The organism is Telluria sp. ZT3P39, assembly GCF_059685935.1.
The window spans coordinates 299,729-325,502 of the sequence record NZ_JCASIH010000001.1 but is presented as its reverse complement, the minus strand read 5'-3'; the positions used below and the strand labels follow the sequence as shown (position 1 = coordinate 325,502).

General features: G+C 65.0%; 27 protein-coding genes. 17 read left to right on the top strand and 10 right to left on the bottom strand.

The window, feature by feature from the left end; genetic code table 11:
- The first annotated feature begins 108 nt into the window (after positions 1-108).
- From AC56LR_RS01355 to AC56LR_RS01335, 5 genes are all read left to right on the top strand, one after another.
- Complete coding sequence (locus AC56LR_RS01355; RefSeq protein ID WP_497126588.1) at positions 109-750, top strand: hypothetical protein; 642 nt, start codon at positions 109-111, stop codon at positions 748-750.
- Positions 751-906: 156 nt separating this feature from the next.
- The gene (locus AC56LR_RS01350) at positions 907-1,716 is read left to right on the top strand and encodes a UCP032817 domain-containing protein (RefSeq protein WP_497126586.1); all 810 of its coding nucleotides are present in this window, start codon (positions 907-909) and stop codon (positions 1,714-1,716) included.
- Between the two features lie 141 nt (positions 1,717-1,857).
- The gene (locus AC56LR_RS01345; protein WP_497126584.1) at positions 1,858-3,504 is read left to right on the top strand and encodes a glycosyltransferase family 4 protein; all 1,647 of its coding nucleotides are present in this window, start codon (positions 1,858-1,860) and stop codon (positions 3,502-3,504) included.
- A gap of 675 nt (positions 3,505-4,179) precedes the next feature.
- Complete coding sequence (locus AC56LR_RS01340; protein ID WP_497126582.1) at positions 4,180-5,505, top strand: transcriptional regulator; 1,326 nt, start codon at positions 4,180-4,182, stop codon at positions 5,503-5,505.
- A 99-nt stretch (positions 5,506-5,604) separates the two neighbouring features.
- Positions 5,605-6,132: a YggT family protein gene (locus AC56LR_RS01335; protein WP_497126580.1), complete on the top strand. Its 528-nt coding sequence runs from the start codon at positions 5,605-5,607 to the stop codon at positions 6,130-6,132.
- 81 nt (positions 6,133-6,213) lie between these two features.
- Here the strand turns inward: AC56LR_RS01335 and AC56LR_RS01330 are convergent, their stop codons facing one another.
- The 8 genes from AC56LR_RS01330 to AC56LR_RS01295 all read right to left on the bottom strand — a co-directional run bounded on the left by AC56LR_RS01330 (position 6,214) and on the right by AC56LR_RS01295 (position 13,284).
- A complete protein-coding gene (locus tag AC56LR_RS01330; RefSeq protein WP_497126578.1) occupies positions 6,214-7,155 on the bottom strand; it encodes a carbohydrate kinase family protein in 942 nt (313 codons plus the stop codon).
- A gap of 19 nt (positions 7,156-7,174) precedes the next feature.
- On the bottom strand, positions 7,175-8,389 hold the full coding sequence (locus AC56LR_RS01325; RefSeq protein ID WP_497126576.1) for a DUF3426 domain-containing protein: 1,215 nt from the start codon (positions 8,387-8,389) through the stop codon (positions 7,175-7,177).
- Between the two features lie 3 nt (positions 8,390-8,392).
- Positions 8,393-9,349, bottom strand: coding sequence for a 50S ribosomal protein L11 methyltransferase (gene prmA / locus AC56LR_RS01320; protein WP_497126574.1), 957 nt, complete (start codon positions 9,347-9,349; stop codon positions 8,393-8,395).
- Positions 9,346-10,740: an acetyl-CoA carboxylase biotin carboxylase subunit gene (gene accC / locus AC56LR_RS01315; protein ID WP_497126572.1), complete on the bottom strand. Its 1,395-nt coding sequence runs from the start codon at positions 10,738-10,740 to the stop codon at positions 9,346-9,348. Before accC ends, prmA begins: the two co-directional genes overlap by 4 nt.
- 120 nt (positions 10,741-10,860) lie before the next feature.
- On the bottom strand, positions 10,861-11,325 hold the full coding sequence (accB, locus tag AC56LR_RS01310) for an acetyl-CoA carboxylase biotin carboxyl carrier protein (protein WP_497126570.1): 465 nt from the start codon (positions 11,323-11,325) through the stop codon (positions 10,861-10,863).
- A gap of 90 nt (positions 11,326-11,415) precedes the next feature.
- A complete protein-coding gene (gene aroQ / locus AC56LR_RS01305; protein WP_497126893.1) occupies positions 11,416-11,853 on the bottom strand; it encodes a type II 3-dehydroquinate dehydratase in 438 nt (145 codons plus the stop codon).
- Positions 11,854-12,097: 244 nt separating this feature from the next.
- Entirely contained in the window at positions 12,098-12,658 is a 561-nt protein-coding gene (locus AC56LR_RS01300) for a TlpA family protein disulfide reductase (protein ID WP_497126568.1), read from the bottom strand.
- Complete coding sequence (locus tag AC56LR_RS01295) at positions 12,655-13,284, bottom strand: hypothetical protein (RefSeq protein ID WP_497126566.1); 630 nt, start codon at positions 13,282-13,284, stop codon at positions 12,655-12,657. Before AC56LR_RS01295 ends, AC56LR_RS01300 begins: the two co-directional genes overlap by 4 nt.
- A 91-nt stretch (positions 13,285-13,375) precedes the next feature.
- Between AC56LR_RS01295 and mpl the strand changes: the two genes are divergently transcribed.
- The 8 genes from mpl to corA all read left to right on the top strand — a co-directional run bounded on the left by mpl (position 13,376) and on the right by corA (position 21,662).
- Entirely contained in the window at positions 13,376-14,746 is a 1,371-nt protein-coding gene (mpl, locus tag AC56LR_RS01290) for a UDP-N-acetylmuramate:L-alanyl-gamma-D-glutamyl-meso-diaminopimelate ligase (RefSeq protein WP_497126564.1), read from the top strand.
- A complete protein-coding gene (locus AC56LR_RS01285; RefSeq protein ID WP_497126562.1) occupies positions 14,743-15,327 on the top strand; it encodes a YqiA/YcfP family alpha/beta fold hydrolase in 585 nt (194 codons plus the stop codon). Before mpl ends, AC56LR_RS01285 begins: the two co-directional genes overlap by 4 nt.
- Positions 15,324-15,902 (top strand): chorismate--pyruvate lyase family protein, encoded by a 579-nt coding sequence (locus AC56LR_RS01280; protein WP_497126560.1) that lies wholly within the window; start codon positions 15,324-15,326, stop codon positions 15,900-15,902. Before AC56LR_RS01285 ends, AC56LR_RS01280 begins: the two co-directional genes overlap by 4 nt.
- Before the next feature lies 1 nt (position 15,903).
- A complete protein-coding gene (locus AC56LR_RS01275) occupies positions 15,904-17,958 on the top strand; it encodes a ribonuclease catalytic domain-containing protein (protein WP_497126558.1) in 2,055 nt (684 codons plus the stop codon).
- A gap of 231 nt (positions 17,959-18,189) precedes the next feature.
- On the top strand, positions 18,190-19,074 hold the full coding sequence (locus AC56LR_RS01270) for a TonB C-terminal domain-containing protein (RefSeq protein ID WP_497126556.1): 885 nt from the start codon (positions 18,190-18,192) through the stop codon (positions 19,072-19,074).
- On the top strand, positions 19,071-19,886 hold the full coding sequence (gene aroE / locus AC56LR_RS01265) for a shikimate dehydrogenase (RefSeq protein WP_497126554.1): 816 nt from the start codon (positions 19,071-19,073) through the stop codon (positions 19,884-19,886). The genes AC56LR_RS01270 and aroE overlap by 4 nt, the downstream gene beginning before the upstream one ends.
- Complete coding sequence (gene mtgA, locus AC56LR_RS01260; protein ID WP_497126552.1) at positions 19,886-20,599, top strand: monofunctional biosynthetic peptidoglycan transglycosylase; 714 nt, start codon at positions 19,886-19,888, stop codon at positions 20,597-20,599. The genes aroE and mtgA overlap by 1 nt, the downstream gene beginning before the upstream one ends.
- Positions 20,600-20,696: 97 nt before the next feature.
- Complete coding sequence (gene corA / locus AC56LR_RS01255; RefSeq protein WP_497126550.1) at positions 20,697-21,662, top strand: magnesium/cobalt transporter CorA; 966 nt, start codon at positions 20,697-20,699, stop codon at positions 21,660-21,662.
- An 81-nt stretch (positions 21,663-21,743) separates the two neighbouring features.
- Here the strand turns inward: corA and hemL are convergent, their stop codons facing one another.
- Entirely contained in the window at positions 21,744-23,042 is a 1,299-nt protein-coding gene (gene hemL / locus AC56LR_RS01250; RefSeq protein WP_497126548.1) for a glutamate-1-semialdehyde 2,1-aminomutase, read from the bottom strand.
- On the bottom strand, positions 23,032-23,862 hold the full coding sequence (gene thiD / locus AC56LR_RS01245) for a bifunctional hydroxymethylpyrimidine kinase/phosphomethylpyrimidine kinase (protein WP_497126546.1): 831 nt from the start codon (positions 23,860-23,862) through the stop codon (positions 23,032-23,034). Before thiD ends, hemL begins: the two co-directional genes overlap by 11 nt.
- A gap of 92 nt (positions 23,863-23,954) precedes the next feature.
- On the opposite strand from thiD, the gene AC56LR_RS01240 reads away from it, so the two are divergent.
- The 4 genes from AC56LR_RS01240 to AC56LR_RS01225 all read left to right on the top strand — a co-directional run bounded on the left by AC56LR_RS01240 (position 23,955) and on the right by AC56LR_RS01225 (position 25,744).
- Positions 23,955-24,107 (top strand): rubredoxin, encoded by a 153-nt coding sequence (locus AC56LR_RS01240; protein WP_036170087.1) that lies wholly within the window; start codon positions 23,955-23,957, stop codon positions 24,105-24,107.
- A gap of 274 nt (positions 24,108-24,381) precedes the next feature.
- Complete coding sequence (locus tag AC56LR_RS01235; protein ID WP_497126544.1) at positions 24,382-24,777, top strand: response regulator; 396 nt, start codon at positions 24,382-24,384, stop codon at positions 24,775-24,777.
- A 26-nt stretch (positions 24,778-24,803) separates the two neighbouring features.
- Positions 24,804-25,211, top strand: coding sequence for a response regulator (locus AC56LR_RS01230; protein WP_497126542.1), 408 nt, complete (start codon positions 24,804-24,806; stop codon positions 25,209-25,211).
- The gene (locus AC56LR_RS01225) at positions 25,208-25,744 is read left to right on the top strand and encodes a chemotaxis protein CheW (protein ID WP_497126540.1); all 537 of its coding nucleotides are present in this window, start codon (positions 25,208-25,210) and stop codon (positions 25,742-25,744) included. The genes AC56LR_RS01230 and AC56LR_RS01225 overlap by 4 nt, the downstream gene beginning before the upstream one ends.
- Positions 25,745-25,774: the final 30 nt, after the last annotated feature.

The following is a 25,774-nucleotide window of genomic DNA, read 5'->3' as shown; positions in this document are numbered from 1 at the left end:
TTTTCATGGTGGCGCGGCCCTGGCCGGCCACGATCGCTTGCGCTCCCTCATCGCCGGCAGCTTGTGGGTGCACTAAGGTGACCGGATGACCTGCGAGGAGAAGTAGCGATGCATGCGATCGATATGCCAAAGGATGCGGCCCGTGCGGCGCAGCGCCCGGCCCCCGGCTATGCGGCGATGCTGGCCGAGGTGCCCGCAACGCTGTTTCCTTATTGGGCCGGCACCGCGCACCACGACTTCCCCGGCATTCCGCGCGACGCCTCCTTCTGCACGCAATCCCTCGAAGGGCTATTGACGTTCTTCGACTGCGTGGCGCTTGCGGGCAAGCCATGTGCGTTGCCTTCGCTGGCGGCCGGCTCGGTCTGGCGCGCGTGGACCTGCCTGGATGAGCCGGGCCTGCACCGGTTCTGCCGGCGCCACGTCGGCTGGACGATCCCGCATCCCGGACAAACGCGGTCGATGGCCAACATGGACAGGGCGCTGGCCACCTGCCTGGTCGCCGCGCGCCGCCGGGCCTCGATGCCGGCCGCCGGCGCCTGCCTGCCACCGCTGTTTTCGCTCGACAGCCGCCTGGGTATGCCGCAGGGCTACGGCTACCGGATCATCCGGGGCCTGGTCGCCTGTTCCGTCCTGGACGAATTCGGCAACACGGAAGACCGCGTGTCCTTTCCGGACGGCTTGAGGCCCCAGGGCCTGCTGCTGGCCGGACTGGTCAGCCAGGCCGAGTTCGACGAGGCTGCGCGTGCTTGACAGCGCAGCAGCGGGAACGGCACACAACAAACCCGCCGCGTGGCGGGTTTTTTCTTCAAGCAGGCGCAAGTGCAGCCAATTAAGTTTGATATTTATCAGTATCTGTTCAGTTTCCGTGAACTAACTTAACCAGAGAATTCACGACAGGGGACGGCGATGAATGTCAGGGCAGTCTGGGAATCAAGCACCCGCTCGGTTGAACGGGAGTTTGCCCACTCGACCTATGCGGCAGTGCTGGCCGACGTACCTGCAAGGCTGTTTCCTCACTGGGCGGAGTCCGCGCGCGATGAGTTTCCCCGCATCCCCCGCGACGCCGCCTTCTACGCGCAAGCGGCCGAAGGCCTGATGATGTTCTTCGATTGCGTGGCCGCCGCCGGCAAGCCCTGCGGCCTGCCATCGCGCGCCGCCGATTCGGTCTGGCACGCATGGGCGCGCATGGATGCGCCCGGCCTGGACGCTTTCTGCATCGGGCACTTCGGCCGCGTCATCCCGCACCTCGAGCAGGCGCAGATGCAGGGGGGCATGGCCACGGCGCTGGGCGCCTGCCTGGTGCAGGCGCGTCGTCGCGCGTCGCGGCCGGTGGCTGGCCCGAGCCTGCCACGGCTGTTTTCGCTGGATGCGTGCCTGGGCATGCCGCATGGTTTCGGCTACCGCATCATCGGCGGCCGGGTCGCCTGCTCGGGCCTCGACGCCTCAGGAAATCCCGACAAGCGGCTGTCCTTCCCCGACGCCTTGAGCCCGTATGGCCTGATGCAGGCCGGCTTGATCAACGCCGCCGAGTACGAGGAAGGCGTGCGCCTGGCCGGCAGCCATGCCTTGCGCGTCGAAGACCAGGACAGCTTCGTCGACCACATCGGAGGTGACATGCCGCTCGATGGCGACAGCGGGGAAGGCGACGGCGCGGCCTCCTGCAGCGGCGGCGCCTCGTGCGGCGGCGGCTGTGGGGGAGGCGGCTGCGGCAGCTAACCGTCGTCCGGCCAGGCATCGTCTATTGCACCTGTCCGCACGGGCAGGCTTGCGCCATCCTTCGCGTGCGCTCGCTATCATGGTCTCGACCGGTCACACGCGCCGCATTCCGCCGGCACGCACCTGACCGCAGGAGATCGCATGCGCGACAGCTTTGCCCTGCACTACATTCCCGAATCCTTTTCCGTCGCCGGCCAGAAGCTGATGGGCCGCCAATCGGCCGGCGTCGGCCTGCTCCGCGCCATCGCACGCCATTCCGATGCGGCGCAGGTCGGATGCTTCGCAGCCGACCGCAGCCACGCCGACGCCTTCGAGGCCACGCTGCGCGACGACGGCTACACGGGCGCCATCGACTGGGTGCCGCAATCGACGCCGCAGGCGCTGGAGCGCTTCGGCTGCCTGTACCACCCGGGGCCCGGCATCGAGCGGCTGGCCTGGCGCCGGCTCGAGGCGGGCGAGCATCGCTACAGCCTGTGCGGCATCGCGCATGCCACCGCCTCGCACGAGATGATGAGCATGGTGACCAATCTGCTGGTGGCGCCGGTGCGCAGCTGGGACGCCATCGTCTGCACTTCGCGCGTGGTACGCGACAGCGTGCGCGTGCTGCTCGAGGCGCAGGCCGACTACCTGCGCACCCGCCTCGGCGCGCAGCGCTTCGAGCTGCCGCAACTGCCCCTGATTCCGCTCGGCGTGCATTGTTCCAGCCTGCAGCCGGACGCCGCGCGCCGCCCGGAAGCGCGCGCCCGGCTCGGCATCGCGGAAAACGACGTCGCCTTCCTCTACCTCGGCCGCATGTCGGTGCATGCCAAGTCCCATCCGCAGCAGATGTTCACGGCGCTGGAGCGTGCGGAGAAGGGCGGACGGCGCGTGCACCTGATCATGGCCGGCTGGTATGCGGGCGAGGCTCTGGAGGCGGCCTTCCAGGAGGCGGCGGCCCTGCTGTGTCCTTCGGTGCGGCTGGTGGAGCTCGACGGGCGCCTGCCCGCCAACCAGCTCGATGCCTGGGCGGCGGCCGACGTCTTCACCTCGCTGGCCGACAACGTGCAGGAGACCTTCGGGCTCACGCCCGTCGAAGCCATGGCGGCCGGGCTGCCCTGCGTGGTCTCGGACTGGAACGGCTACCGCGACACGGTGCGCGACGGCGTCGACGGCTACCGCATCCCGACCCTGATGGCGGGACCGGGCGCGGGCCTGGACCTGGCGCAGCGCTACGACGACGGCGTGGACAGCTTCGATATGTATTGCGGACACGCGAGCCAGGCGGTGGCGCTCGATGGCGCGCTGCTGGCGCAGGCCTACGGCCGGCTGGTGTGCGACCCGAACCTGCGCCGCACGATGGGAGAGCAGGCGCGCCGGCGCGCCCAGTCCGAATTCGACTGGCAGGTGGTGTTCGGCCGCTACCGCGCGCTGTGGGACGAACTGGCGGAACGCCGCCGCGGCGATCCCGTGCTGGCGCCGGCGCTGCCGGCACGTGCGCCGGACCGTCCCGACCCGTTCAAGCTGTTCGCCTGCTATCCGACCCGGCCGCTGACGGCCGCCTCGCTGGTCGAACTCACACCCGATGCTTCGCTCGCGCTGGTGAATCAGTACCGCGAACTGGCCATCAATCGTTTCGCCGCGGCCTCGCTGCCGACGCTCGAAGATTTCGGCCAGATGTTCGGGGCAATCGGCCCACGTCCGGTCGAAGTCGAAGAGCTCATCGACACGCTCGGACCGTGCGATCGCGCGACACTGCTGCGCGGACTGGCATGGCTGTGCAAAATGGATCTGCTGCGCGTGGTCGAGTAGTACCGGCAGGGTCGCTGTTACGGATTGGCGACATTATCTTTGCGGCCGAAACCATGGCTGGAGGCGAACCAATCCGATTGCCGTATCGCTTGCCGTTGCGGGCGCTCTGCCGGATTGGCGGGTTTCCCAATGCCTGCCGGAAGACGGTTTTGGCGATGAAGTGGAATCCGATTTGGTGCGCCAGCGGTGTGTTGGTTAACCGACGAATGCGCGAGCGCATGTTTTAGTGCGAAAAGACGTTTTGTTTGAGCCGTTCGGGTTGCGCACTCACAAAGTTTTCGTGTACTTTACGTGATTGAATTTGTCAAAACGTGAACATGTGATATTGTCGCGTCCATCCGGGCAGTAATCGATCGAATAATAGGACACTGAATCAATTAGTATGCACGCAAGCGAAGCGAAAAGAACAAGCCGCACTGCCTGACCTGAGTTCAGGCAAGGCGGCTTTTTCTTTTCGCGCCCGCGAGGGTAGCGGAGTGAAAACACATTGAATCGGTTGCCTGTCGACCTTGGCTGAAGTGCTGCAATTGTGAGGAGTTGCAGCAGTTCAGCTGGTGCCGGATTCATTGGCCCACACCATTTGGGGTTTGGTCCGATGAATAATTCGCTCGCCAGAGATTGGCAGAGCGGGTTTTAACCTTGAGCTTATTTCATCGCAGATGAAGGAGAACTACAATGGCAACCGCTAAAAAACCAGCAGCAAAAGCAGCAACGAAGAGCGCACCTTCGTCCGTGACGAAGGCCAAACCGGCAGCGAAAGCCGCAGCCGAGAAACCGGCAAAGAAAGCCGCTGCAAAGCCGGCCGCTAAAGCGACCGCGACCAAGGCAGCAGCCAAGCCAGTAGCGAAGTCGGCAAGCAAGCCGGCAGTTAAGCCTGCTGCAAAGAAAGCTGCAGCAAGCAAAACGGCTGCAAGCAAGACCACTGCTACCAAGGCAGCGGCCAAGCCGGCAGCAAAGAAAGCCGCCGCCAAACCAGCAGCGAAGCCAGCAGCGAAGAAAGCTGTTGCTAAATCGGCAGCAAAACCGGCAGCCAAGAAAGCCGCAGCAAAGCCTGCAGCCAAGAAAGCCGCTGCAAAGCCAGCAGCAAAGCCAGCTGCAAAGAAAGCCGCTGCAAAACCGGCCGCTAAATCGGCAGGCAAGTCGGCTGCAAAGCCGGCGGCAAAGAAAGCTGCTGCCAAACCAGCCGCCAAGCCAGCTGCAAAGAAAGCCGCTGCAAAGCCGGCAGCAAAGAAAGCCGCCGCTAAACCGGCAGCAAAGAAAGCCGCCGCTAAACCAGCAGCAAAACCTGCTGCAAAGAAAGCAACTGCAAAGCCTGCTGCCAAGTCGGCCGCTAAATCGGCAGCCAAGCCGGCAGCAAAGAAAGCCGCCGCCAAACCAGCTGCAAAAAAGGCCGCTGCTAAACCAGCCGCCAAGTCGGCAGCTAAATCGGCAGCCAAGCCGGCAGCCAAGAAAGCCGCTGCCAAACCGGTAGCCAAGAAAGCCGCGGCAAAGCCGGCGGCAAAGAAAGCGACCGCTACCAAAACGGCAGCGACCAAATCGGTGGCTAAATCGGCTGCAAAGCCGGCAGCAAAGAAAGCGGCCGCAACTAAAGCTACCGCTAAGCCTGCTGCAAAGAAAGCCGCTGCTCCAGCTAAAAAGGCCGCTGCTCCAGCCAAAGCCGCTACTCCGGCAAAAGCCGCTACACCGGCAAAAGCTGCTGCTCCAGCTAAAACCGCAGCCACCAAACCAGCTGCCACCAAGACCGCCGCCAAGCCTGCTGCAAAGCCTGCCGCGAAAGCCGAAGCCAAGCCGGAAGTAAAGGCCGAAGCCAAGCCGGAAACCAAGGCGGAAGCCAAGCCGGAAGCGAAAACCGAGTCGAAAGCCGACACCAAGGCGGAATCGAAAACGGAATCGAAATCGGACAAAGCCGATAACAAGGCAGCGTCGACGACTGCTCCGGCCGCCAAGACCACGCTGTCGCCGGCAGCGGCCTGGCCGTTCCCGACCAGCAGCCGTCCGTAATCCAGCCGGCGAGCGCGGCTCGTTAGCAAGTCTTGCCTGGATCAGGCAAAATGCCGCTGTGTGATCGTTCACACAGCGGTTTTTTTTTGAGGAGCCCTCGTGCTGTCTATTCTCCAGTTCATTGTCGATATCGCCGCCGGCCTGTTGGGCGGACTGCTCCTGCTGCGTTTCTGGATGCAGGCGATCCGCGTGCGTCCGCCTGCGCAGATCGGGCAGTTCACCTTCACGCTCACCGACTGGCTGGTGCTGCCGCTGCGGCGTCTGGTGCCGGGCATGGGGGGCTATGACTGGGCAAGCCTGATCGGCGCCTTCCTGGTGGTGCTGCTGGCCAGCTCGCTGTTGCTGCTGGTCGGTGCCCCCTGGGAGACGGTGCTGCTGGGGGCCTTGTACCGCTTCCTGAACTGGATCCTGTACGGGTTCATGGCGCTGTTGATCATCGATGCGGTATTCAGCTGGGTGAATCCAAGCGCGCCGCTGGCGCCTTTCGTGCATGCGATGAATACGCCGATCCTGCGCCCGATCCGGCGCGTGGTGCCGCTGGTGGGCGGGGTGGATTTATCGGTGCTGGTGGCGCTGGTGCTGATTCAGATTATCCAGTTCGTGCTCAGGCAGGTGTTTTTCGGGTGACGCCTGGTGGCGTGTCGAATGAAAAGGGGGCCACGCTGTCGCGTGGCCCCCTTTTTGTATGCGCAAGCCTGGCGCAAGCGCTTAGCGGAACTTGTACCCGAACGCCGCTTCGAACTTCTGCTCGATTTCGCTTGGGGTGAACGTGTGGTTCTGGCCGCCCTGGCTGGCGATCTTGATCGAACCGAGCAGGCTGGCGATGCGGCCGGTGGTGGGCCAGTCGAAGCCCTCGGTGATCCCGTACAGCAGGCCGGCGCGGTAGGCGTCGCCGCAGCCGGTCGGGTCGACGATGTTCTCGGCTTTCACCGCCGGGATGCGATGGTGCTCGCCGCCCGCGTAGATGTCCGAGCCTTCGCCACCGCGCGTGATGATCAAGGCGTCCAGGCGCGCGGCGATGTCGGCCTGGCTCAGGCCGGTGCGGTCCATCACCATCTCGAATTCGTAATCGTTCGAGGCCAGGTAGCTGGCCTGGTCGATGAAGCGGATCAGTTCTTCGCCCGAGAACATCGGCAGCTGCTGGCCCGGATCGAACATGAACGGCACTTTGTGCCCGGCACAGTCGGCTGCGTGCTGGATCATGCCGTCGCGGCCGTCCGGCGAGATAATCGCCACGCGCAAGTCGCCCATGTCGGCAACCTTGTTCTCGTGCGAATACTGCATGGCGCCCGGGTGGAAGGCGTTGATCTGGTTGTTGTCCTGGTCGGCGGTGACGAAGCACTGCGCGGTATAGGCCTCAAGAATGGTGCGGATCGCGCGGGTGGCGATGCCTTGTTTGGTCATGCGCTCGAGGTAGTCGCCGCCGTCCTGGCCGATCGTGCCCATCACCAGCGGTTCGCCGCCCAGCATCTTGAGGTTGTAAGCGATGTTGACCGAGCAGCCGCCGTATTCCGTGCGCAGGGTCGGCACCAGGAAGGAGACGTTCACGCGGTGCAGCTGGTCGGCCAGCAGGGTTTCGGCAAAGCGGCCGTGGTACTGCATGATCTTGTCGAATGCGATCGATCCGCAGATCAGGGCGGTCTTGGTCATGGAAGAACCTTCAGGAATATTAGGGATAGAAGACGGCGATATGGTAACCGGACGGCGCCGGTTCTTCCACGCGGAAGTTCAGCTTGATGGGCTGCTCGGTGCGCGGCGCAAAGCCGGCGGCAGTCAAGGGCCCGGCAGGCAGGTAGTCGCGCGGGCCGAACACCCGGCGCACCAGCGGCTTGTCGTCCGGATCGGACAAGGTCAGTTCGATGCTCGGCCAGGCCTGTACCGAATCGCCCTGGTTGCGCAGCAGCGTGGTGAAACTGTAGGCGTTGCCCCCCAGGGTGGTCAGCTCGCCGGTCTCGATCACCATCTGCTCGATCTGGGCCGGCAGCTCGACGCGGCAGCCCAGCAGGCCGCACATCGAGACCAGGGCCGGCTTCATGCCGGGATAGCGGGCCGCCAGCGTGTTGCGGAAGGAGTAGGCCGCCTGCGCCGCCAGCACGAGCAGCAGCAGCAGGCTGCCCAGCACCAGGGCGATGCGCACTGCCTTGCCCGAGCGTTCGCGCTGGCGGCCGCGGCGGACGAACTCCGGCTCGTCCGATTCGGGCACGCGCAGCTTGGGCGCTTCGATCCTGGTGGGTGTGAGCTTGGAGCGGCGCGCGGCGCGCGCGTCGAGCGCGCGGGTGCGGGGCGTGCGCGGCGCGACCGGCGGGGCGATGGGCGCCGCCTGCATGGTGACGGTGGACGGACCGGATTCGCGCAGCAGCAGCGAAGGCACGGACAGGCCGGCGGCCCGGGTGGCAGCCTTGCGCTCTTCCCTGGCGGGGACTACGGCCGGCGCGGATTCCGTGAGGTCCAGCGCGTGGCCATCGTCCGGCGCCGGCGCGGCGACCAGTTCCTCGTCCACAGGCAGTTCGAGCATCGGGGCAGGCGCTGGTTCGGGCAGTGGTTCCGGCGCCGGCTCCGGCAGCGTTTGCGCTTCGGGCGGGTCAGTCTCGCCCTCGTCGCTCATCTGCGGCAGGATGCCGAAAGGCGAGAAGGTGTGGTCGAATTCGAGGGTATAGATCGGCTCTTCGGCTGCCTCGGGGAGAGCGGCAGGGGCGGGAACGTCCGGCGCTGCGGCCGGTGCAGCGCGAACGGAAGGCGGCGCGGCCAGGTCGACCAGTGCGGCGCTGCCGTCGAATACCTGGGTGCAGGCGCCGCAACGAACGATGCCCCCACGCAGCTTGAGCTGGTCCGCGGCGACGCGGAACATGGTGCCGCAGTGGGGGCATTGGGTGGCGAGCGCCATGCGTCAGCCGGCGGCAGCTTGGCGCGGCGGCGGTGCGTTCTCCTGGCCGAGCGTGCCGTGAAGGGCAACCCAGCCGTCCTGCTCGGCCCAGACGCCCAGCTTGATGAAAGGCGCGTAGGCGGCGGCCACTTCCTCGGCCTGGCGCGCCAGCACGCCCGACAGCACCAGCGAACCACCTGCGGCCACGCGGCCTGCCAGCATCGGCGCCATCAGTTTCAATGGGCTCGACAGGATGTTGGCCACCACGATGTCGAACTGGCCGCTGGCGTGGCGCTCGTTGGGCGTCACGGCCAGGTCGTCCGGCACGTAGAAGTCGATCGCGCAGTTGTTGCGCTCGGAATTGGCGCGGGCCGATTCGATCGCCTGCGGGTCGATGTCGACACCGGCGACGTCGTCGGCGCCGAGCTTCCTGGCGACCATCGCCAGGATGCCCGAGCCGCAACCGTAGTCCAGCACCGATTTGCCGGGGGCAGGGTGGGCTTCGAGCCATTCCATGCACAGACGGGTGGTCGGGTGGCTGCCGGTGCCGAAGGCCAGGCCCGGATCGAGTTCCAGGATGAGGCCATTCGGGTCCGGGGCTTCGTGCCAGCTCGGCACGACCCAGATATTGGTGCCGATGTGGATCGGCTCGAATTGCGACTGCGTCAGGCGCACCCAGTCGGCGTCCGCCACCGCGCGGGTGGTGAAGGACGGCACGACGGGGAGCTTGATGGCGTTGGCGGCTTCCTGCACGATCGCGAACTGGTCGGCATCGACGTCGGTGAGGGCGACCACGCGGGAATGGTCCCAGGCCGCCTCTTTCGGCTCCATGCCCGGCTCGCCGAACAGCGGGCGTTCGGCATCCGTGCCTTCGTCGGCGTCTTCGACCGACACCGACAGGGCGCCCGCTTCCATCAGGGCGTCCGACAGGGCCTCTGCATGGTCGCGTGCGACCTCGATGACAACTTCTGTCCAGCTCATGCCTTGGCTTCCGATTTGGCGCCGATACCGCCTTCCTTCGGCAGGTCTGGCTTCGAGGCCAGCTTGTGCTCCAGGTAGTGGATGTTGGTGCCGCCTTCGATGAAGCGGGCATCCACCATCAGCTCGCGGTGCAGCGGGATATTGGTGAGAATACCTTCAACCACCATTTCCGACAGCGCGATTTGCATGCGGCGAATGGCCTGATCGCGCGTCGCACCGTAGGAAATTACCTTGCCGATCATCGAGTCGTAATGAGGTGGAACATAGTATCCGGCATACGAGTGCGAATCGACACGGATGCCAGGACCGCCCGGCGGGTGCCAGCCGGTGATGCGGCCCGGCGAAGGCGTGAACTTGAACGGGTCTTCGGCATTGATGCGGCACTCGATCGCGTGGCCCGACAACATGATGTCGCGCTGCTTGAAGCGCAGCTTCTCGCCGCAGGCGATGCGGATCTGTTCCTGCACGATGTCGATCCCGGTGATCATTTCGGTCACGGGGTGCTCGACCTGGACGCGGGTGTTCATCTCGATGAAATAGAACTCGCCGTTCTCGTACAGGAATTCGAAGGTGCCGGCGCCGCGGTAGCCGATCTTGCGGCAGGCTTCGGCGCAGCGGTCGCCGATTTTCTCGATGAGTTTACGCGGGATGCCCGGCGCCGGTGCTTCTTCGATGACCTTCTGGTGGCGGCGCTGCATCGAGCAGTCGCGTTCGCCCAGCCAGACGGCGTTTTTATGTTCGTCGGCGAGGATCTGGATCTCCACGTGGCGCGGATTTTCCAGGAACTTCTCCATGTAGACTTCCGGATTGCCGAAGGCGCTGCCGGCTTCGGTCTTGGTCATCTGGACCGCGCCCAGCAGGGCCGCTTCGGTATGCACCACGCGCATGCCGCGGCCACCGCCGCCGCCTGCCGCCTTGATGATGACCGGGTAGCCGACCTTGCGCGCAGTCGTGATGATCTCTTTCGGGTCGTCGCTCAGGGCGCCGTCCGAGCCCGGCACGCAAGGCACGCCGGCCTTGATCATGGCCTGCTTGGCCGAGACCTTGTCGCCCATCAGGCGGATCGAGTCGGAACGCGGACCGATGAAGACGAAGCCCGATTTCTCGACGCGTTCGGCGAAATCGGCGTTCTCGGACAGGAAACCGTAGCCCGGGTGAATCGCCTCGGCGTCCGTCACTTCGGCGGCGCTGATAATCGCCGGCATGTTCAGGTAGCTGAGTGCCGACTGGGCCGGACCGATGCAGACCGACTCGTCGGCCAGCTTCACGTACTTGGCGTCCTTGTCCGCTTCGGAGTGCACGACAACCGTCTTGATGCCCAGTTCGCGGCAGGCACGCTGGATACGCAGCGCGATTTCACCACGGTTGGCGATGAGGATTTTTTCAAACATGGTAGGTTCGATGTTTCTGTGAAGACCGGCGCAGCAAGCTTACAAGCTTTACAAGCTGACTAGCGCGCCGGACACAACATGGATGAGCTGGCGGCAGGACGCCGCCGGGCCGGGACCTGCTTAGCCGATGATGAACAAGGGCTGGCCAAATTCGACCGGTTGGCCGTTTTCCACGAGGATCTTGGTGACAACGCCAGAGGCATCGGCGTCGATTTCATTCAGGAGCTTCATCGCTTCGATGATGCACAGGGTATCGCCTTCCTTGATGCTCTGGCCGACTTCGACGAAGGCGGCGGCGCCCGGGGCCGACGAACGGTAGAAGGTGCCGACCATCGGCGACTTGACGACGTGGCCGGTCGGCTCGGCGGCGACGGCCGGAACCGGTGCGGCGCTTGGCGCCGGTGCATGCTGGGCCGGGGCGGCGTAGTGCTGCACGCCCTGCTGCGGCATCATCATCATCTGGCCCTGCGGGATGGCGGACGACTTGACGATGCGGACCTTGCTTTCGCCTTCGGTCACTTCGAGTTCAGCGATGTCGGATTCGGCGACCAGGTCGATCAAGGTCTTGAGTTTTCTGAGATCCATGTGAAACCCCTTGGAATTATTCGTTTTTAAGAGAGCTGGTAGCGCGGTAATCGTCGCCGCGCAGCCGCTGATACATGAAGTTGACGTAGATTAACGCGATTTAAGCGCAAAGTCGATGGCAAACCGGTATCCGTCCGGCCCCAGCCCGCAGATCACGCCTTGCGCGACTGCAGAGAGGTAGGAGTGATGCCGGAACGGCTCGCGCGCATGCACGTTCGAGATGTGCACTTCCACGAACGGAATCGCCACCGCGGAGAGCGCATCGCGCAATGCCACGCTGGTATGGGTCAGGCCGCCAGGATTGATGACGATCGCGTCCACGCCTTCGCCGCGCGCGGCATGGATACGGTCGATCAGGGCTCCCTCATGGTTACTCTGGAAGCAGGCCAGGCTTGCGCCCGCCGCCCCGGCCTGGGCTGTTGCTGCTTGTTCGATGTCGGCCAGCGTCGTCGCGCCGTACACCGCAGGCTCCCGGCTCCCCAATAGATTGAGGTTGGGGCCATTAAGCAGCAGTAGCTTTTTCACCATATTGAAGTGTCTGAACGCCCGAAAGGAAGGCATTGTGCCGCCAAGCTCGGCTATTGGCAAGCAGTAAAATTGTCGGGGGATAAGAGCATATTCGCCGGAATTCCGAATAGAACGATCGTTCGCTGAGGCCGGTTTTGTAGGGTGGGCGGCTATGCTGCCCGCGCGTTCAACCAGCGGATGAACAATCGTCGCGTCTGCTCATACCGATTTGAACGCGCGGGCGGGAAACCCGCCCACCCTACGGTCAACCATTCAGCTTGGCCAGATCCGCCCGTAATTCGTCGAACTTCAATTTCCCCAGATACGTCTTCTTCACCTGCCCATCCGCCCCGATCAGCACGGTATATGGCAAGCCGCCATTGTTGTTGCCGAACGCACGCGACAATTCGGTCCCGCCCATGCCGCCGACATACAGCGGGTAGGCGATCTTGAGCTTGGCTGCGAATTCGCTCATGTTCGAGGGCGAATCGATGCCGATGCCGATGACGTTGAAATGCTTGCCGCCGTCATGGGCGGCCAGTTCGGACAGCTCCGGCATTTCCTGCACGCAGGGCCCGCACCAGGTCGCCCAGAAATTGACCACCAGCGGCTTGCCGCGCCACTTGGCCAGCGGCTGGGGCGCGCCGGCCAGGTCGTTGAGCGATTGCGCGAACAGATTGTCGACGGCCGTGTGCGGCTTGCCGCCGGTGGGGGCAATGGCCGTGGTGATCGGGGGAGGGGCTTTCTTGTTGATCGCGACGAGCGCGCCCATGATGCCGAACATGGCGGCAACGGCCGCATACGCGGCCACGTGTTTCTTGTTCATTCGTCCTTTTCCATTGCTTCATCGTTCGCCATCAGCGCGCGCAGCCCGTTCGCGTCGATGCGCTGCGGGCGGCCGTCGGCGCGTGGCTTGAGTGCGCCGCGCAAGTCTTGGTAATCGTATAACTCGGCGTGAATAGTTTCTTTATGCCACATGAAGCTGACAGTTTCAACCGGCTCGTGGCGGCCGCCGCGGAAATGGGGCGTTTCCGAGATGTCTATATTGACGTTGCGGTTGAGCAGGTAGATCTGCACTTCCTTGGCGCTGTCGGCAAACAGTTGCAGGTGGATGTCGTCGTGTTCGCCGGCCGTGCCGTTCAGGACCGCGCCGGTGAGATAAGGATGGAAATCGGCCAGCGCGTCCATCACCTGCAGCGCGGTAGCGCGCAGGGCAGCCAGGCGCTCGGGCTGGCCGGCCACGCCGAACAGGGACAGGTATTTGCGGACCTCGTCCTCGATCTGGCTGTTGTCGGGCATGAGGTTGGGCGCCGGCTGGTCCACCCCGAGCACCTGGCGGGCGGCCTTGCGGCGGGCGGTGGCGTAGTCGGCGCCATCCTGGGCGATCATGCGCGCCGCGTTGGCAGCGATTTCGGCGCGCAACTGGAGTACGTCTGGGTTCGGTGTCGGCATGATGACCGAATCATACTCTTGAACGGAAAATGGCAGCGGGTCGGGTAGAATCGCGTATTCGATTTTTCACCCTGCTATTTCTCCCACGATCATGCACATTCATATACTCGGCATTTGCGGCACCTTCATGGGAGGCCTGGCGGTCCTGGCCAAGGAAGCCGGCCACCGCGTCACCGGCTGCGATGCCAACGTCTATCCCCCGATGAGCACCCAGCTGGAAGCCCAGGGGATCGAGCTGATCCAGGGCTATGGCCCGGAGCAGGTATCGCTGAACCCGGACCTGTATGTGATCGGCAATGTCATGACGCGGGGTAATCCGCTGATCGAGGAAATCCTGAACCGCGGCCTGAAGTATGTATCCGGCCCGCAGTGGATTGGCGAACATATCTTGCGCGACAAATGGGTGCTGGCCGTGGCCGGTACGCACGGCAAGACCACCACCACCTCGATGCTGGCCTGGATCCTGGAAGACGCGGGCTATGCGCCGGGCTTCCTGATCGGCGGCGTACCGATGAACTTCGGCATCTCGGCGCGCCTGCATGGCGACAAGCCATCGGACTTCTTCGTGATCGAGGCCGACGAATACGACACCGCCTTTTTCGACAAACGCAGCAAGTTCGTGCATTACCACGCCAAGACGGCGGTCCTGAACAACCTGGAATACGACCACGCCGACATCTTCCCGGACATCGGCGCCATCGAGACCCAGTTCCACCACCTGGTGCGCACCGTGCCGGGCGTGGGCCGCCTGGTCGTCAATGGCGACGAAGCCTCGCTCGCCCGCGTGGTCAAGCGCGGCTGCTGGAGCGAGAAGGAACTGTTCGGCTCGAGCGAAGGCACGAACTGGGGCCTGGTCGAGCATCCGGGCGGCGGCAGCTTCGACGTGCTGTTCAATGACGACATGCAGGGCACCGTGCACTGGAACCTGACCGGCCACCACAACCGCTCGAACGCGCTGGCCGCGATCGCCGCCGCGCGCCACGTCGGCGTGCCGACCTCGCAGGCAATCGACGCGCTGTCGCGCTTCCAGAACGTCAAGCGCCGCATGGAAGTGCGCGGCACGGTGAACAACATCACCGTGTACGACGATTTCGCCCACCACCCGACCGCGATCGCCACCACGGTCGGCGGCCTGCGCCAGAAGCTCGGGTCCAGCGGCCGCATCCTGGCCGTGCTCGAGCCGCGCTCGAACACCATGAAGCTGGGCGCCATGAAGGATGCGCTGCCGGGCAGCCTGAAGGACGCCGACCTGGTGTTCGGCTTCGGCAGCCAGCAGGCGCTGGGCTGGTCGCTGGCCGATGCCCTGAAACCGCTGGGCACGATTGCCCACAGCTTCGACCAGATCGACTACATGGTGCAGGCCATCGTGCAGGCGGCCCAGCCGGGCGACCACATCCTGGTGATGAGCAACGGCGGCTTCGGCGGCGTGCACCAGAAACTGCTGGACGCGCTGGCTCCATGATCTTGTACCTGCACGGGTTCCGCTCGTCGCCGAAGTCGTTCAAGGCGCGGGTGGTGCAAAAGGCCCTGGAAGATGCCGGCCGCGCGCATGAGCTGATCTGCCCGCAGCTGCCGGCCTCGCCGAAAGCGGCGATGGAATTGGCCCTGCTGCTGGCCGGGCGCCACGCGCCCGACAACCTGTCCATCATCGGTTCCTCGCTGGGCGGCTTCTACGCCACCTGGCTGGCCGAGCGCCTGGGCGTGCGCGCCGTGCTGCTCAATCCTTCCGTGGACCCGACCCGCAACCTGGAGCACCACGTCGGCGTCACCACCGCCTGGCATTCGAGCGAGCCCTTCGAATTCCGTCCCGAATACATCGGCGAGCTGGCCGACCTGCGGGTCGGGCGGATCACCCGGCCGGAGCGCTATTTTCTGCTGGCCGCGACCGGCGACGAAGTGCTCGACTACCGCGACATGGTGGCCCACTATCCTGGCGCGCGCCAGCACCTGATCCGCGGAAGCGACCACGCGATTTCCGAATTCCCGCAGTATGTGGAGGAAGTGCTCGCCTTCTGCTCGGCGCCATTGGACATGGCGCAGTGAAGGGAGCGTCGCTGCGCCAGGCGGCCTGGCGGCCCCATGCCGGCGCCGTGCGCGCCCCGGACGCGCTGCGCGACTGGCTCACCACCGAAGGCTCGCTGACCGCGCGCCTGGTGGCCAGCAGCGACACGTTCCGCGTGCGCCGGCTGCACCAGCGCGCCGCCACCTGCCTGGCCGACGAGGCGCAAGCGATCGGCCTGGCGCGACCGGGGCGGGTATGGGAGCGTGAAGTGCTCCTGGAATGCGACGGCAAGCCGGTGGTGTTCGGCCACACGGTAGTGCCGACCAATTGCACGGCGGCCGACTGGCCGCTGTTTTCGGCGCTGGGCGAACGCTCGCTCGGCACCACGCTCTTTTATGATCCGCTGGTGCGCCGTGGCCAGCTGGAATATGCGCGCATCCGCGCCGGCCATCCGCTCATGGGGCGTGTGCGCGAAGCCCTCGGCGGGGCCGACGAGCCACTTTATTATGCGCGGCGCTGCGTCTATCGCCGCCGTCAAGGCCTGCTGCTGGTCACCGAGGTATTCTTGCCTGCGGTGCTCAGCCTGGCGGCCGCAACACAACAGAACACGAAATAAAATGAATCTATTTTTTGAAGAATCGGGCGACTTCAAGGTCGGCACCGTACTGTCGCAGGCAGGCGAGGCCTACCAGGTGGAGCTGGCCAGCGGCAAGCGCACCAAGGTCAAGGCCAAGGACGTGCTGATCCAGTTCGAGAAACCCGATCCGGAAACGCTGCTCGCCAGTGCCAAGGGCATCGCCGCCGAAGTCGACCTCGACTTCCTGTGGGAGGTCGCGGGACTGGAAGAATTCGGTATTCCCGAGCTGGGCCTCGAGTACTTCGGCCATGCGCCGCTGCCGGCCGAAGCGGCCGGCCTGGTACTGGCGCTGCACGCCGCCCCGGTCTACTTCCATAAAAAGGGCCGCGGGCGCTACAAGGCCGCGCCGGAACAGACGCTGAAAGCCGCGCTGGCCGGCATCGAAAAGAAGAAGCAGCAGGCCATCGTGCAGGCCGGCTATGTCGAAGAGCTCAAGGCCGGCACGCTGCCGGCCTCGATGCAGCCGATCGTGCAGCAGCTGCTGTTCAAGCCGGACAAGAACACCATCGAATACAAGGCGCTCGAGGCCGCGGCCAACGAGCTGCACACCACGGCCCCGCGCCTGATGCTGGCCACGAAAGGCCTGGGCTCGCCCAAGGAACTGCACATGGCGCGCTTCCTGTTCGAGCATTTCCCGCGCGGCGCCGGTTTCGCGCCGGTGGACGTGCCGGCGGCGCCGCTCGATTTGCCGCTGGCCGACGTCGCCGCCTTCTCGATCGACGACGTCACCACCACCGAGATCGACGACGCCTTCTCGGTGGTGATGCAGGGCGATGGCCTAGTCCGCGTAGGTATCCACATCGCCGCGCCGGGCCTGGCGATCCGCCCGGACGATGCGATCGACAAGATCGCGCGCGCGCGCATGTCGACCGTGTATATGCCGGGCGACAAAATCACCATGCTGCCGGACGAAGTGGTGGACGCCTTCACCCTGGCCGAAGGCAAGGACTGCCCGGCGCTGTCGCTGTACGCGGTCATCAATACCGAAGACTGGAGCGTGGTCTCGACCACGACCCGCGCCGAACGCGTCCCGATCAAGAGCAACCTGCGCCACAACGACCTGGACGCCTTGGTCAACGAAGAGACCCTGGCCAGTGGCGAGGGCGACTACCCGCACAAGGATGAACTCGGCCTGTTGTGGAAGTGGGCGCTGCAGCTGGAAGCGGGCCGCATGAAGAAGCGCGAAGCCTTCGGCCTCAAGCCGGAACAGGCCAACCGCGTCGACTTCAACTTCTATGTCGAAGACGACGTCGTCTCGATCGTGCGCCGCAAGCGCGGTGCGCCGCTCGACAAGATCGTGGCCGAGCTGATGATCTTCGCGAACAGCACCTGGGGCAAGCTGCTGCACGACTCGGGCGTGCCCGGCATCTACCGCTCGCAGGGACCGGGCGCCGGCGGCTGGGGCGCCAAGATCCAGGTGCGCATGGTCACGCACGCCGCGCCGCACCAGGGCCTGGGCGTGGACCAGTACGCATGGAGCACCTCGCCGCTGCGCCGCTACACCGACCTGGTGAACCAGTGGCAGATCATCGCCTGCGCGGAGCACGGCGTGACCGCGCCGCTGGTGGCGCCGTTCAAGCCGCGCGACGCGACCCTGTTCTCGATCGTCTCCGCTTTTGACGCGGCCTACGCGGCCTACAACGACTTCCAGCAGAACATGGAACGCTACTGGTGCCTGCGCTGGCTGGGCCAGACCGGCGCCAGGCAGGTCGATGCCGTGGTGCTCAAGGACGAGATCGTGCGCCTGGTGGACGTGCCGCTGGTGGTGCGCCTGCCCGGCATGAACGCGGTGGCGCGCGGCGCCCAGGTGAAGCTCGACATCGTGCGCTGGGATGAAGTCGACCTGGTGCTCGAGGCGCGCCTGCTGGAAGTGGCGGTTGCCGCGCCGGACGAGTCGATCGGCCTGGAAGAAGAGGAAGAGGGCGATACGGGGGAGGCTGCGGTGGAGGAAGTCGTGGAAGCGGAAGGGATTGTTGCGGTTGTGACTACGGAAGATGGTGGTCAGGTTCCCGCGGACGCGGGAACGAGTGAGTAAACCTTAACTTGGGTCCCGGCCTGCGCCGGGATGACGGTTTTTGAGCTAGCCACTGCGCTATGAGTCGTCATCCCGGCGAAGGCGGGAACAATGCCACTGGCATTGTTCCCTCCAAGTCCGCCCAGCAGCCACTGGCGCTACAACCACCCCCACCCATTCCCCCCACGCCACCCGTTGCGGGTTAGAATGATCAGTCCCTGATCCAACAGCCCTCCCGGGCGAGTGCAGCGCGTGAAGTATTTGCAGAACAACCGACCCTTGACGATTGCCCTTGGCGTGTCCGTGCTCCTGCACGCGGCGCTGCTGGCGGTGCGGTTTGCCGCGCCGGATGCGTTCCGGCAGCAGCCGGCCGATCCGGGCCTGGAAGTCATCCTGGTCAACGCCAAGCATGCCAATGCCCCAAGCAAGGCCGACGCCCTGGCCCAGGCCAACCTCGATGGCGGCGGCACCGCCGACGCGGGCCGCGCGCGCTCCCCGCTGCCGGACCTGCGCAAGATCGAAAATGGCGAAAGCATCAAGGCCCTGCAGCGCCGCATCGCCGACCTCGAGCTGCAGCAGCAGAACGTCCTGACCCGGGCGCGGCGCACCGCATTCACCGCGGCGCCGAAAACGGAACAGGACAAGCCCGATCCCACCCGCCTGGGTGCCGACGCATTCGATACCAGCCGCGCCATCTCGCGCGCGGCGGCCGAAGTGATCGAGCGCATCGAGGACCAGAACAAGCGTCCCAAGCGCACCCAGATCACGCCGAGCACGCGCCAGGTCGGCTACGCCATCTATTACAAGGAAATGCAGAAGCGGATCGAGGAAGTCGGCACGCTCAACTTCCCGCAGCAGGGCGGGCGCAAGCTGTACGGCGAGCTGGTGGTGTATATCCCGATCTTCCAGGACGGCTCCATCTATATGAAGGATGGCGGCCCGCGCATCGAGCAGGGCTCGGGCAACCCGGCGCTGGACAAGGCGGCGCTGCAGATCGTGCGCCGCGCCGCGCCCTTCGGCGGCTTCCCGGCCAATATGCGCACCCAGGGCAAGGACGATTTGTGGGAAGTGATCACGCGCTTCCGCTTCACGCGCGAGGACAAGATGCAGGCCGAATTGCGCGGGGGCGCGCAGTGACCGACCGATACTGTGTCATTGGCCACCCCATCGCGCACAGTAAATCACCCGAGATCCACAGCGCCTTCGCGCGCCAGACCGGCCAGGACCTGAGGTACGAACGCTGCCTCGCGCCGCTCGACGGCTTCGCGGCGACCGTGCAGCAGCTGATGCAAGAGGGTTACAAGGGCGCCAACGTCACGCTGCCGTTCAAGATCGAGGCAGCGCAGCTTGCCACGCGCCTGAACGAGCGCGCGCGTGCGGCCGGCGCCGTCAACACGCTGCTGTTCGAGAACGGCGAGATCGTCGGCGACAACACCGACGGCCCGGGCCTGGTGGCCGACATCACGCGCAACGCGGGCCTGCCTTTGAAAGACAGGCGTGTGCTGCTGCTCGGCGCGGGCGGCGCGGCGCGCGGCGTGCTGCTGCCCTTCCTGCAAGAGGGACCGCGCGAGATCGTGATCGCCAACCGCACCCTGGCCACGGCCGAAGCGTTGGCGCGCGACTTCGGCGGCTACGGCATCCCGGTCAGCGCCACCGGCTTCGAGGCGATCGACGGCAGCTTCGACCTCGTCGTCAACGCCACCTCCGCCAGCCTGTCTTCGAATCTGCCGCCCATCCCGGCGAGTGTTTTTTGCCCATCCACGCTGGCTTTGGATATGATGTACGGAAACAAACCGACCGTGTTCATGGCCTTCGCGGCAAGCCAGGGCGCCGCCGTCCGCGACGGCCTGGGCATGCTGGTGGAGCAGGCGGCCGAAGCCTTCGCCATCTGGCGCGGGCTGCGGCCCGACACGGCAGATATCCTGAAGCAGATGCGACCATCACGATAATGAGCAAAACGCGTAAGTCCGGCGCCCCGCGCCGCTGGGTCAAGTGGATCTTCCTCGGGCCCCTCCTGCTGGTATTGCTGGTCCAGCTCTACTTCTTCCTGATGATTTGCTGGTATGCCTATGTCGATCCGGGCTCGACCAGCTTCATGCGCCAGCAGTTGTCGGAGCTGCGCGAGAAGAACCCCAACGCCCAGCTCAAGCACCAGTGGGTGCTCTACGAGCGCATTTCGACCAACCTGAAACGGGCCGTCGTGGCCTCGGAAGATTCGGGCTTCGCCGCGCACGGCGGCGTGGACTGGGAAGCGCTGGAAAAAGCCTATGAACGCAACAACCGCCGCAGCAAGGTGGTGGGCGGGGGCTCGACCATCACCCAGCAGCTGGCCAAGAACCTGTTCCTGTCCGGCTCGCGCAGCTACCTGCGCAAGGGCCAGGAAATGATCATCGCCTTCATGCTGGAGACCGTGATGAGCAAGCGCCGCATCCTCGAGGTCTATCTCAACGTGGTGGAATACGGACGCGGCGTGTTCGGCGCCGAAGCGGCGGCCCGTTACTACTTCCGCACCTCGGCGGCCAACCTGTCGCCCTCGCAGGCCGCGCGACTGGCGGTGATGCTGCCGAACCCGCGCTACTACGACAAGCACCGCTCCACCAACTATCTGATGCGCCGCACCGCCCTGATCCAGCGCCGGATGCGCTTCGCCGACCTGCCTTGAGGCGCCTCCCGGGATGAAAATGTCGTGACGGGGTGGCCGCGGCCAAGGCTGTCGGTTACACTTGCGGAAATTTCGAATCCCGGCCGAGAAAAAGCGCATGATCAACGTATTTGTCCTCCAGAATGGCCGACTCAATCAGGTAGGCGTCGACACGCGCGAAGACCTGGAAAACGTGGTCCCGGTCTGGGTCGACCTGACCGACCCGACTGACGAAGAGCGCAGCCTGGTCAAGGCGACCTATGGGGTGACGCTGCCGGGCGAGGACGAAGTTCAGGACATCGAGGCATCGGCCCGCTACTACGAAGCCGAGAACGGCGACCTGCACCTGCGCACCGACTTCCTGCTCGAAGAAGAAGACGGCCCCTCGCGCGTGGTTACCGTCGCCTTCATCCTGTCCGGGAAAATCCTGTTTTCGGTCCATAACGACGACCTGCCGGTGTTCCGCCTGGTGCGCCTGCGCGCGCGCTCGCGTCCCGGCTCGATCGAAGACTACATGGACGTGCTGCTCGACCTGTACGCCACCGACGCCGAGTATTCGGCGGACGCGCTCGAGGGCATCTACGAAGCGCTGGAAGAAGTCTCGACCCGCGTGCTGCAGAAGGATTTCACCGACCAGGACGCGGCCGCCGCGCTGAATGCGATCGCGCACGAGGAAGACTTGAACGGCCGGATCCGCCGCAACATGATGGACACGCGCCGCGCGGTCAGCTTCCTGATGCGCGGCCGGCTGCTCAATGCCGACCAGTTCGAGGAGGCGCGCCAGATCCTGCGCGACATCGAGTCGCTCGACGGCCACACGTCCTTCCTGTTCGACAAAGTGAACTTCCTGATGGATGCGACCGTCGGTTTCATCAACATTAACCAGAACAAGATCATCAAGATCTTCTCGGTGGCGTCGGTCGCCTTCCTGCCACCGACCCTGATCGCGAGCATCTACGGCATGAACTTCGAACTGTTCCCGGAACTAAAGTGGAGCTTCGGCTACCCGTTCGCGGTCGGGCTGATGGTCATTTGCGGCATTGCGCCGCTGTGGTATTTCCGCCGCCGGGGCTGGTTGCGCTGAGTGAAAGAATATTTCAAATAGAAACGGCTGGTGAAATTAAATTTCACCAGCCGTTTTTCGTGCGGTCCCGTCACATCACGTTCAGCCGATACGCTTGAACACCCGGCGCGCCGCCTCGATGGTCTCGTCGATCACCGCATCCGTGTGCTGGGCCGAGACGAAGCCCGCCTCGAACATCGCCGGCGCAAAATACACGCCTTCGTCCAGCATGCCGTGGAAGAAGCGGTTGAAGCGCTCCTTGTCGCCGGCCATCATCTGGGAATAGGTCGACGGCACGCTGTGCGAGAAGTAGAAGCCGAACATGCCGCCCACCGCGTCGCCGCAGAAGGGGATGGCGGCTTCTTTCGCCGCTTCGGTCAAGCCCTTGACAAGGCGTTCGCTTGCTGCACCGAGGCGATCGTAGAAGCCCGGCTCCTGCACCAGCTTCAGCGTGGTCATGCCGGCGGCGACCGCGACCGGGTTGCCCGACAGCGTACCGGCCTGGTAGACGGGGCCGAGCGGCGCCATCTTCTGCATCAGTTCCGCGCGCCCGCCGAAGGCCGCCACCGGCAGGCCGCCGCCGATCACCTTGCCCAGCGCGGTCAGGTCCGGGCTGACGCCGTACATTTCCTGGGCGCCGCCGAGGCCCACGCGGAAGCCGCACATGACTTCGTCGAAGATCAGCACGGCGCCATGTTCGGTGCACAGTTCGCGCATGCGCGTCAGGAATTCCGGCGTGGCGCGGATCAGGTTCATGTTGCCGGCCACCGGCTCGACGATCACGCAGGCGATGGTGTCGCCCATCGACTCGAATGCGTCTTCGAGTTGCGGCACGTTGTTGTAGTCGAGGACCAGGGTGTGCTTCACGAAGTCGTCCGGCACGCCGGCGGAGGTCGGGTTGCCGAAGGTGAGCAGGCCGCTGCCGGCTTTCACCAGCAGCGAATCGGCGTGGCCGTGGTAGCAGCCTTCGAACTTGACGATCTTGTCGCGCCCGGTGGCGCCGCGCGCCAGGCGCAGGGCGCTCATGGTCGCTTCGGTGCCCGACGAGACCAGGCGCACCTGCTCGATCGACGGCACCAGCTTGCAGATTTCTTCGGCGATCTCGATCTCGGCTTCGGTCGGCGCGCCGAAGGACAGGCCATTGGCCGCCGCATCCTGCACCGCCTTGATGACTTTCGGGTGGGCGTGGCCGACGATGGCCGGGCCCCAGGAGCCGATGTAGTCGATGTAGCGCTTGCCGTCCGCGTCCCAGAAATACGGGCCTTCCGCGCGGGTGATGAAGCGCGGGGTGCCGCCCACCGAGCGGAAGGCGCGCACCGGCGAGTTGACGCCGCCCGGGGTCGTTTGCTGGGCGCGGGCGAACAGGAGGTCGTTCTTCGAGGTGTGTTGGTCAGTGGTCATTGGTGACTGCGAGGCCATGCTGGCCCCGGTAGTATTTGTTGGGGATGAACTTGCCCATGCCGAAGCGCTGGGCGTGTTCGAGCGTGCCGGTCGTGTATTCCTGGGCGGCGAACATGGCCTGTTTCGCATCCATGCCGCGCGCCATCAGGGCCGTGAACGCGGCCGAATAGGTATTGCCGGCGCCGATGAAGGGGCCAGGCAGGTGCTTCCATTCCACGCGCGCGACTTCGCCGTCGGCGTCGAACAGGGTATTGGAACAGGCGCCGCACTCGTCGCGGGTGCCGGTGACGAGCACGTACTGGCAGCCGGCCGTGGTCAGTTCGGCCACGTCCTCGAGCAGGGAGCCTTCGCCGCCGTCGCGCCAGGTCTCGGCCATGCGGCCCAGTTCCGACTGCGACAGGATCAGCACCGTGGTCTGCGGCGCCAGGATCGAGCGGATCGCCGACAGCATCTCTTCGTCGGCCAGGCCGGAGTCGGGCAGGGCGGTAAGAAAAGGATCGAGGATCAGCGGCGCGTCCGGATAGTCCGAGACGATTTCGGCGATCGCCGCCAGCTGCAGCACGGTGGCGACCGCACCCACCTTGAAGGCCGCGACCGGCATGTCTTCGAGCAGGACCCGGGCCTGGTCGGCCATCCAGTCGCTGTCGACTTCATGCAGGTTCTCGACCTTGGCGCTGTCGGCGACCAGGATGCCGGCGACCACCGACAAGCCATGGCATCCATGCACGGCAAAGGCAGCCAGGTCGGACTGGACACCAAGTGCGCCGACCGGGTCGGACACGCCGAAAGTCATGATGAGGGGTAGCGGTTGGCTTTGCACGACGGGTAGATTAAGATACTTGATCTCCCATTTTACTAGATACGAGGAACAAAACCGTGAGTACTGATTCGACAGCGCCTTTTGAGACCTGGATGTGCCTGATCTGTGGCTGGGTCTACGACGAAGCTGCTGGCGCCCCGGAAGACGGCATCGCGCCGGGAACCCGTTGGGCCGACGTACCGATGAACTGGACCTGTCCCGAGTGCGGAGCGCGCAAGGACGACTTCGAGATGACCGCTATCTGAGGCGGCAAATCAGTGAAGAATCGTAGGGTGGGCGGCTTGTGATCTGGTCCACTGGACCAGATCACCCCGCGCGGTGATAGTTGCAGTATGAATTGGCGCACAGGCGGCAGCACCGTGATTTGAACGCGCGGGCGGAAGATCCGCCCACCCTACGAGTCAGCGGCATGAGGACGACCGCCGCATGTCATTTTGCCTAGTTGACACGCTGCAACACTTCACGCACAAGGGATAAGGCCTGTGCTATCGTGGCGCTTCATGCTGAAGTGAAACGAAAATGACGACATCGCCGCAACCGACCGGCCTGACCATCATGGTGATCGACGACAGCAGCACGATCCGCCGCTCCGCCGAGATCTTCCTGACCCAGGCAGGCTACGAGGTCGTGCTGGCGATTGATGGTTTCGATGCGCTCGCCAAGATCAACGACCACCATCCCGCGCTGGTGTTTTGCGACATCCTGATGCCGCGCCTCGATGGCTACCAGACCTGCGCCCTGATCAAGAAAAGCGCGCGCTTCCATGCGACGCCGGTGCTGATGCTGTCGTCCAAGGACGGCCTGTTCGACCGCGCGCGCGGCGCGATGGTCGGCGCTTCCGCCTACCTCACCAAACCATTTTCCAAAGACAGCCTGCTGGCTGCCGTGCGCGAACACACGGCCCCCAGGGCCTGAACCTTACCGAAATTCCGGAGCCCCACGTGGCCATACACAAGATCCTGATCGTCGACGATTCCCCGACCGAGCGCTTTTACCTGACCGACGTGCTGGTCAAGCATGGCTATACCGTCACCACCGCCGTCAACGGCGAGGAAGCCATCGACAAGATCCGCGCCGAGCGTCCGCAGCTGATCCTGATGGACGTCGTCATGCCCGGCGCGAACGGCTTCCAGGTGACCCGCTCGATCGGACGCGACCCGGAGCTGGCCGCGATTCCCGTCATCATCTGCAGCAGCAAGAACCAGGAAACCGACCGCATCTGGGGCATGCGCCAGGGCGCGAAAGACTACCTGGTCAAGCCGGTCAATCCGGCGCTGCTGCTGGCCAGTATCGCGGCGCTCGACGAGCAGGCCGCTGCTGCCGCAGCCCCGGCCGCCGCCGCGGCATGACCGCGGGCGAGGCCCGGCCCGACGCCGACGACGCGCGCAGCAACCGCCTGCGCGCCTACCAGGAACAGCTCCTCGAGCGCATGCAGGCCGCGAAAAGCGGCACCGGCGCGCCGATCCAGCAGCTGGGCATGCAGATCGGCGCCACCCGCTACCTGCTCGACCTGCTCGAAGCCGGCGAAATCGTCGCGCCCGTGACGCCCGCGCGCGTGCCCTTGACCGCGCCGTGGTACCTGGGCCTGGCCAATGTGCGCGGCACCCTGGTGGGCGTGATCGACCTGGCGCGCTACCTCGGCCTCGAGGGACAGGCCAGTGCGGCGCCTGGCGCTCGCCTGGTGACCTTCGCGCCTTCGCTTGGGTTCAACTGCGCCCTGCTGGTCGACCGCGTGTACGGCCTGCGCCAGGCAGGCGGCATGCAGCGCGAGGGCGAGGCCCTGCGCGACGCCGACAACATCCTCTGGACGCCGCTCTCGCTGGCGGCGCTGGTGCGGGAAGAACGCTTCCTGCACGTGGCGCAACAACCAGACCATCAATAAGCTGCACCCAGGAGCCGGTATGGGATTCGC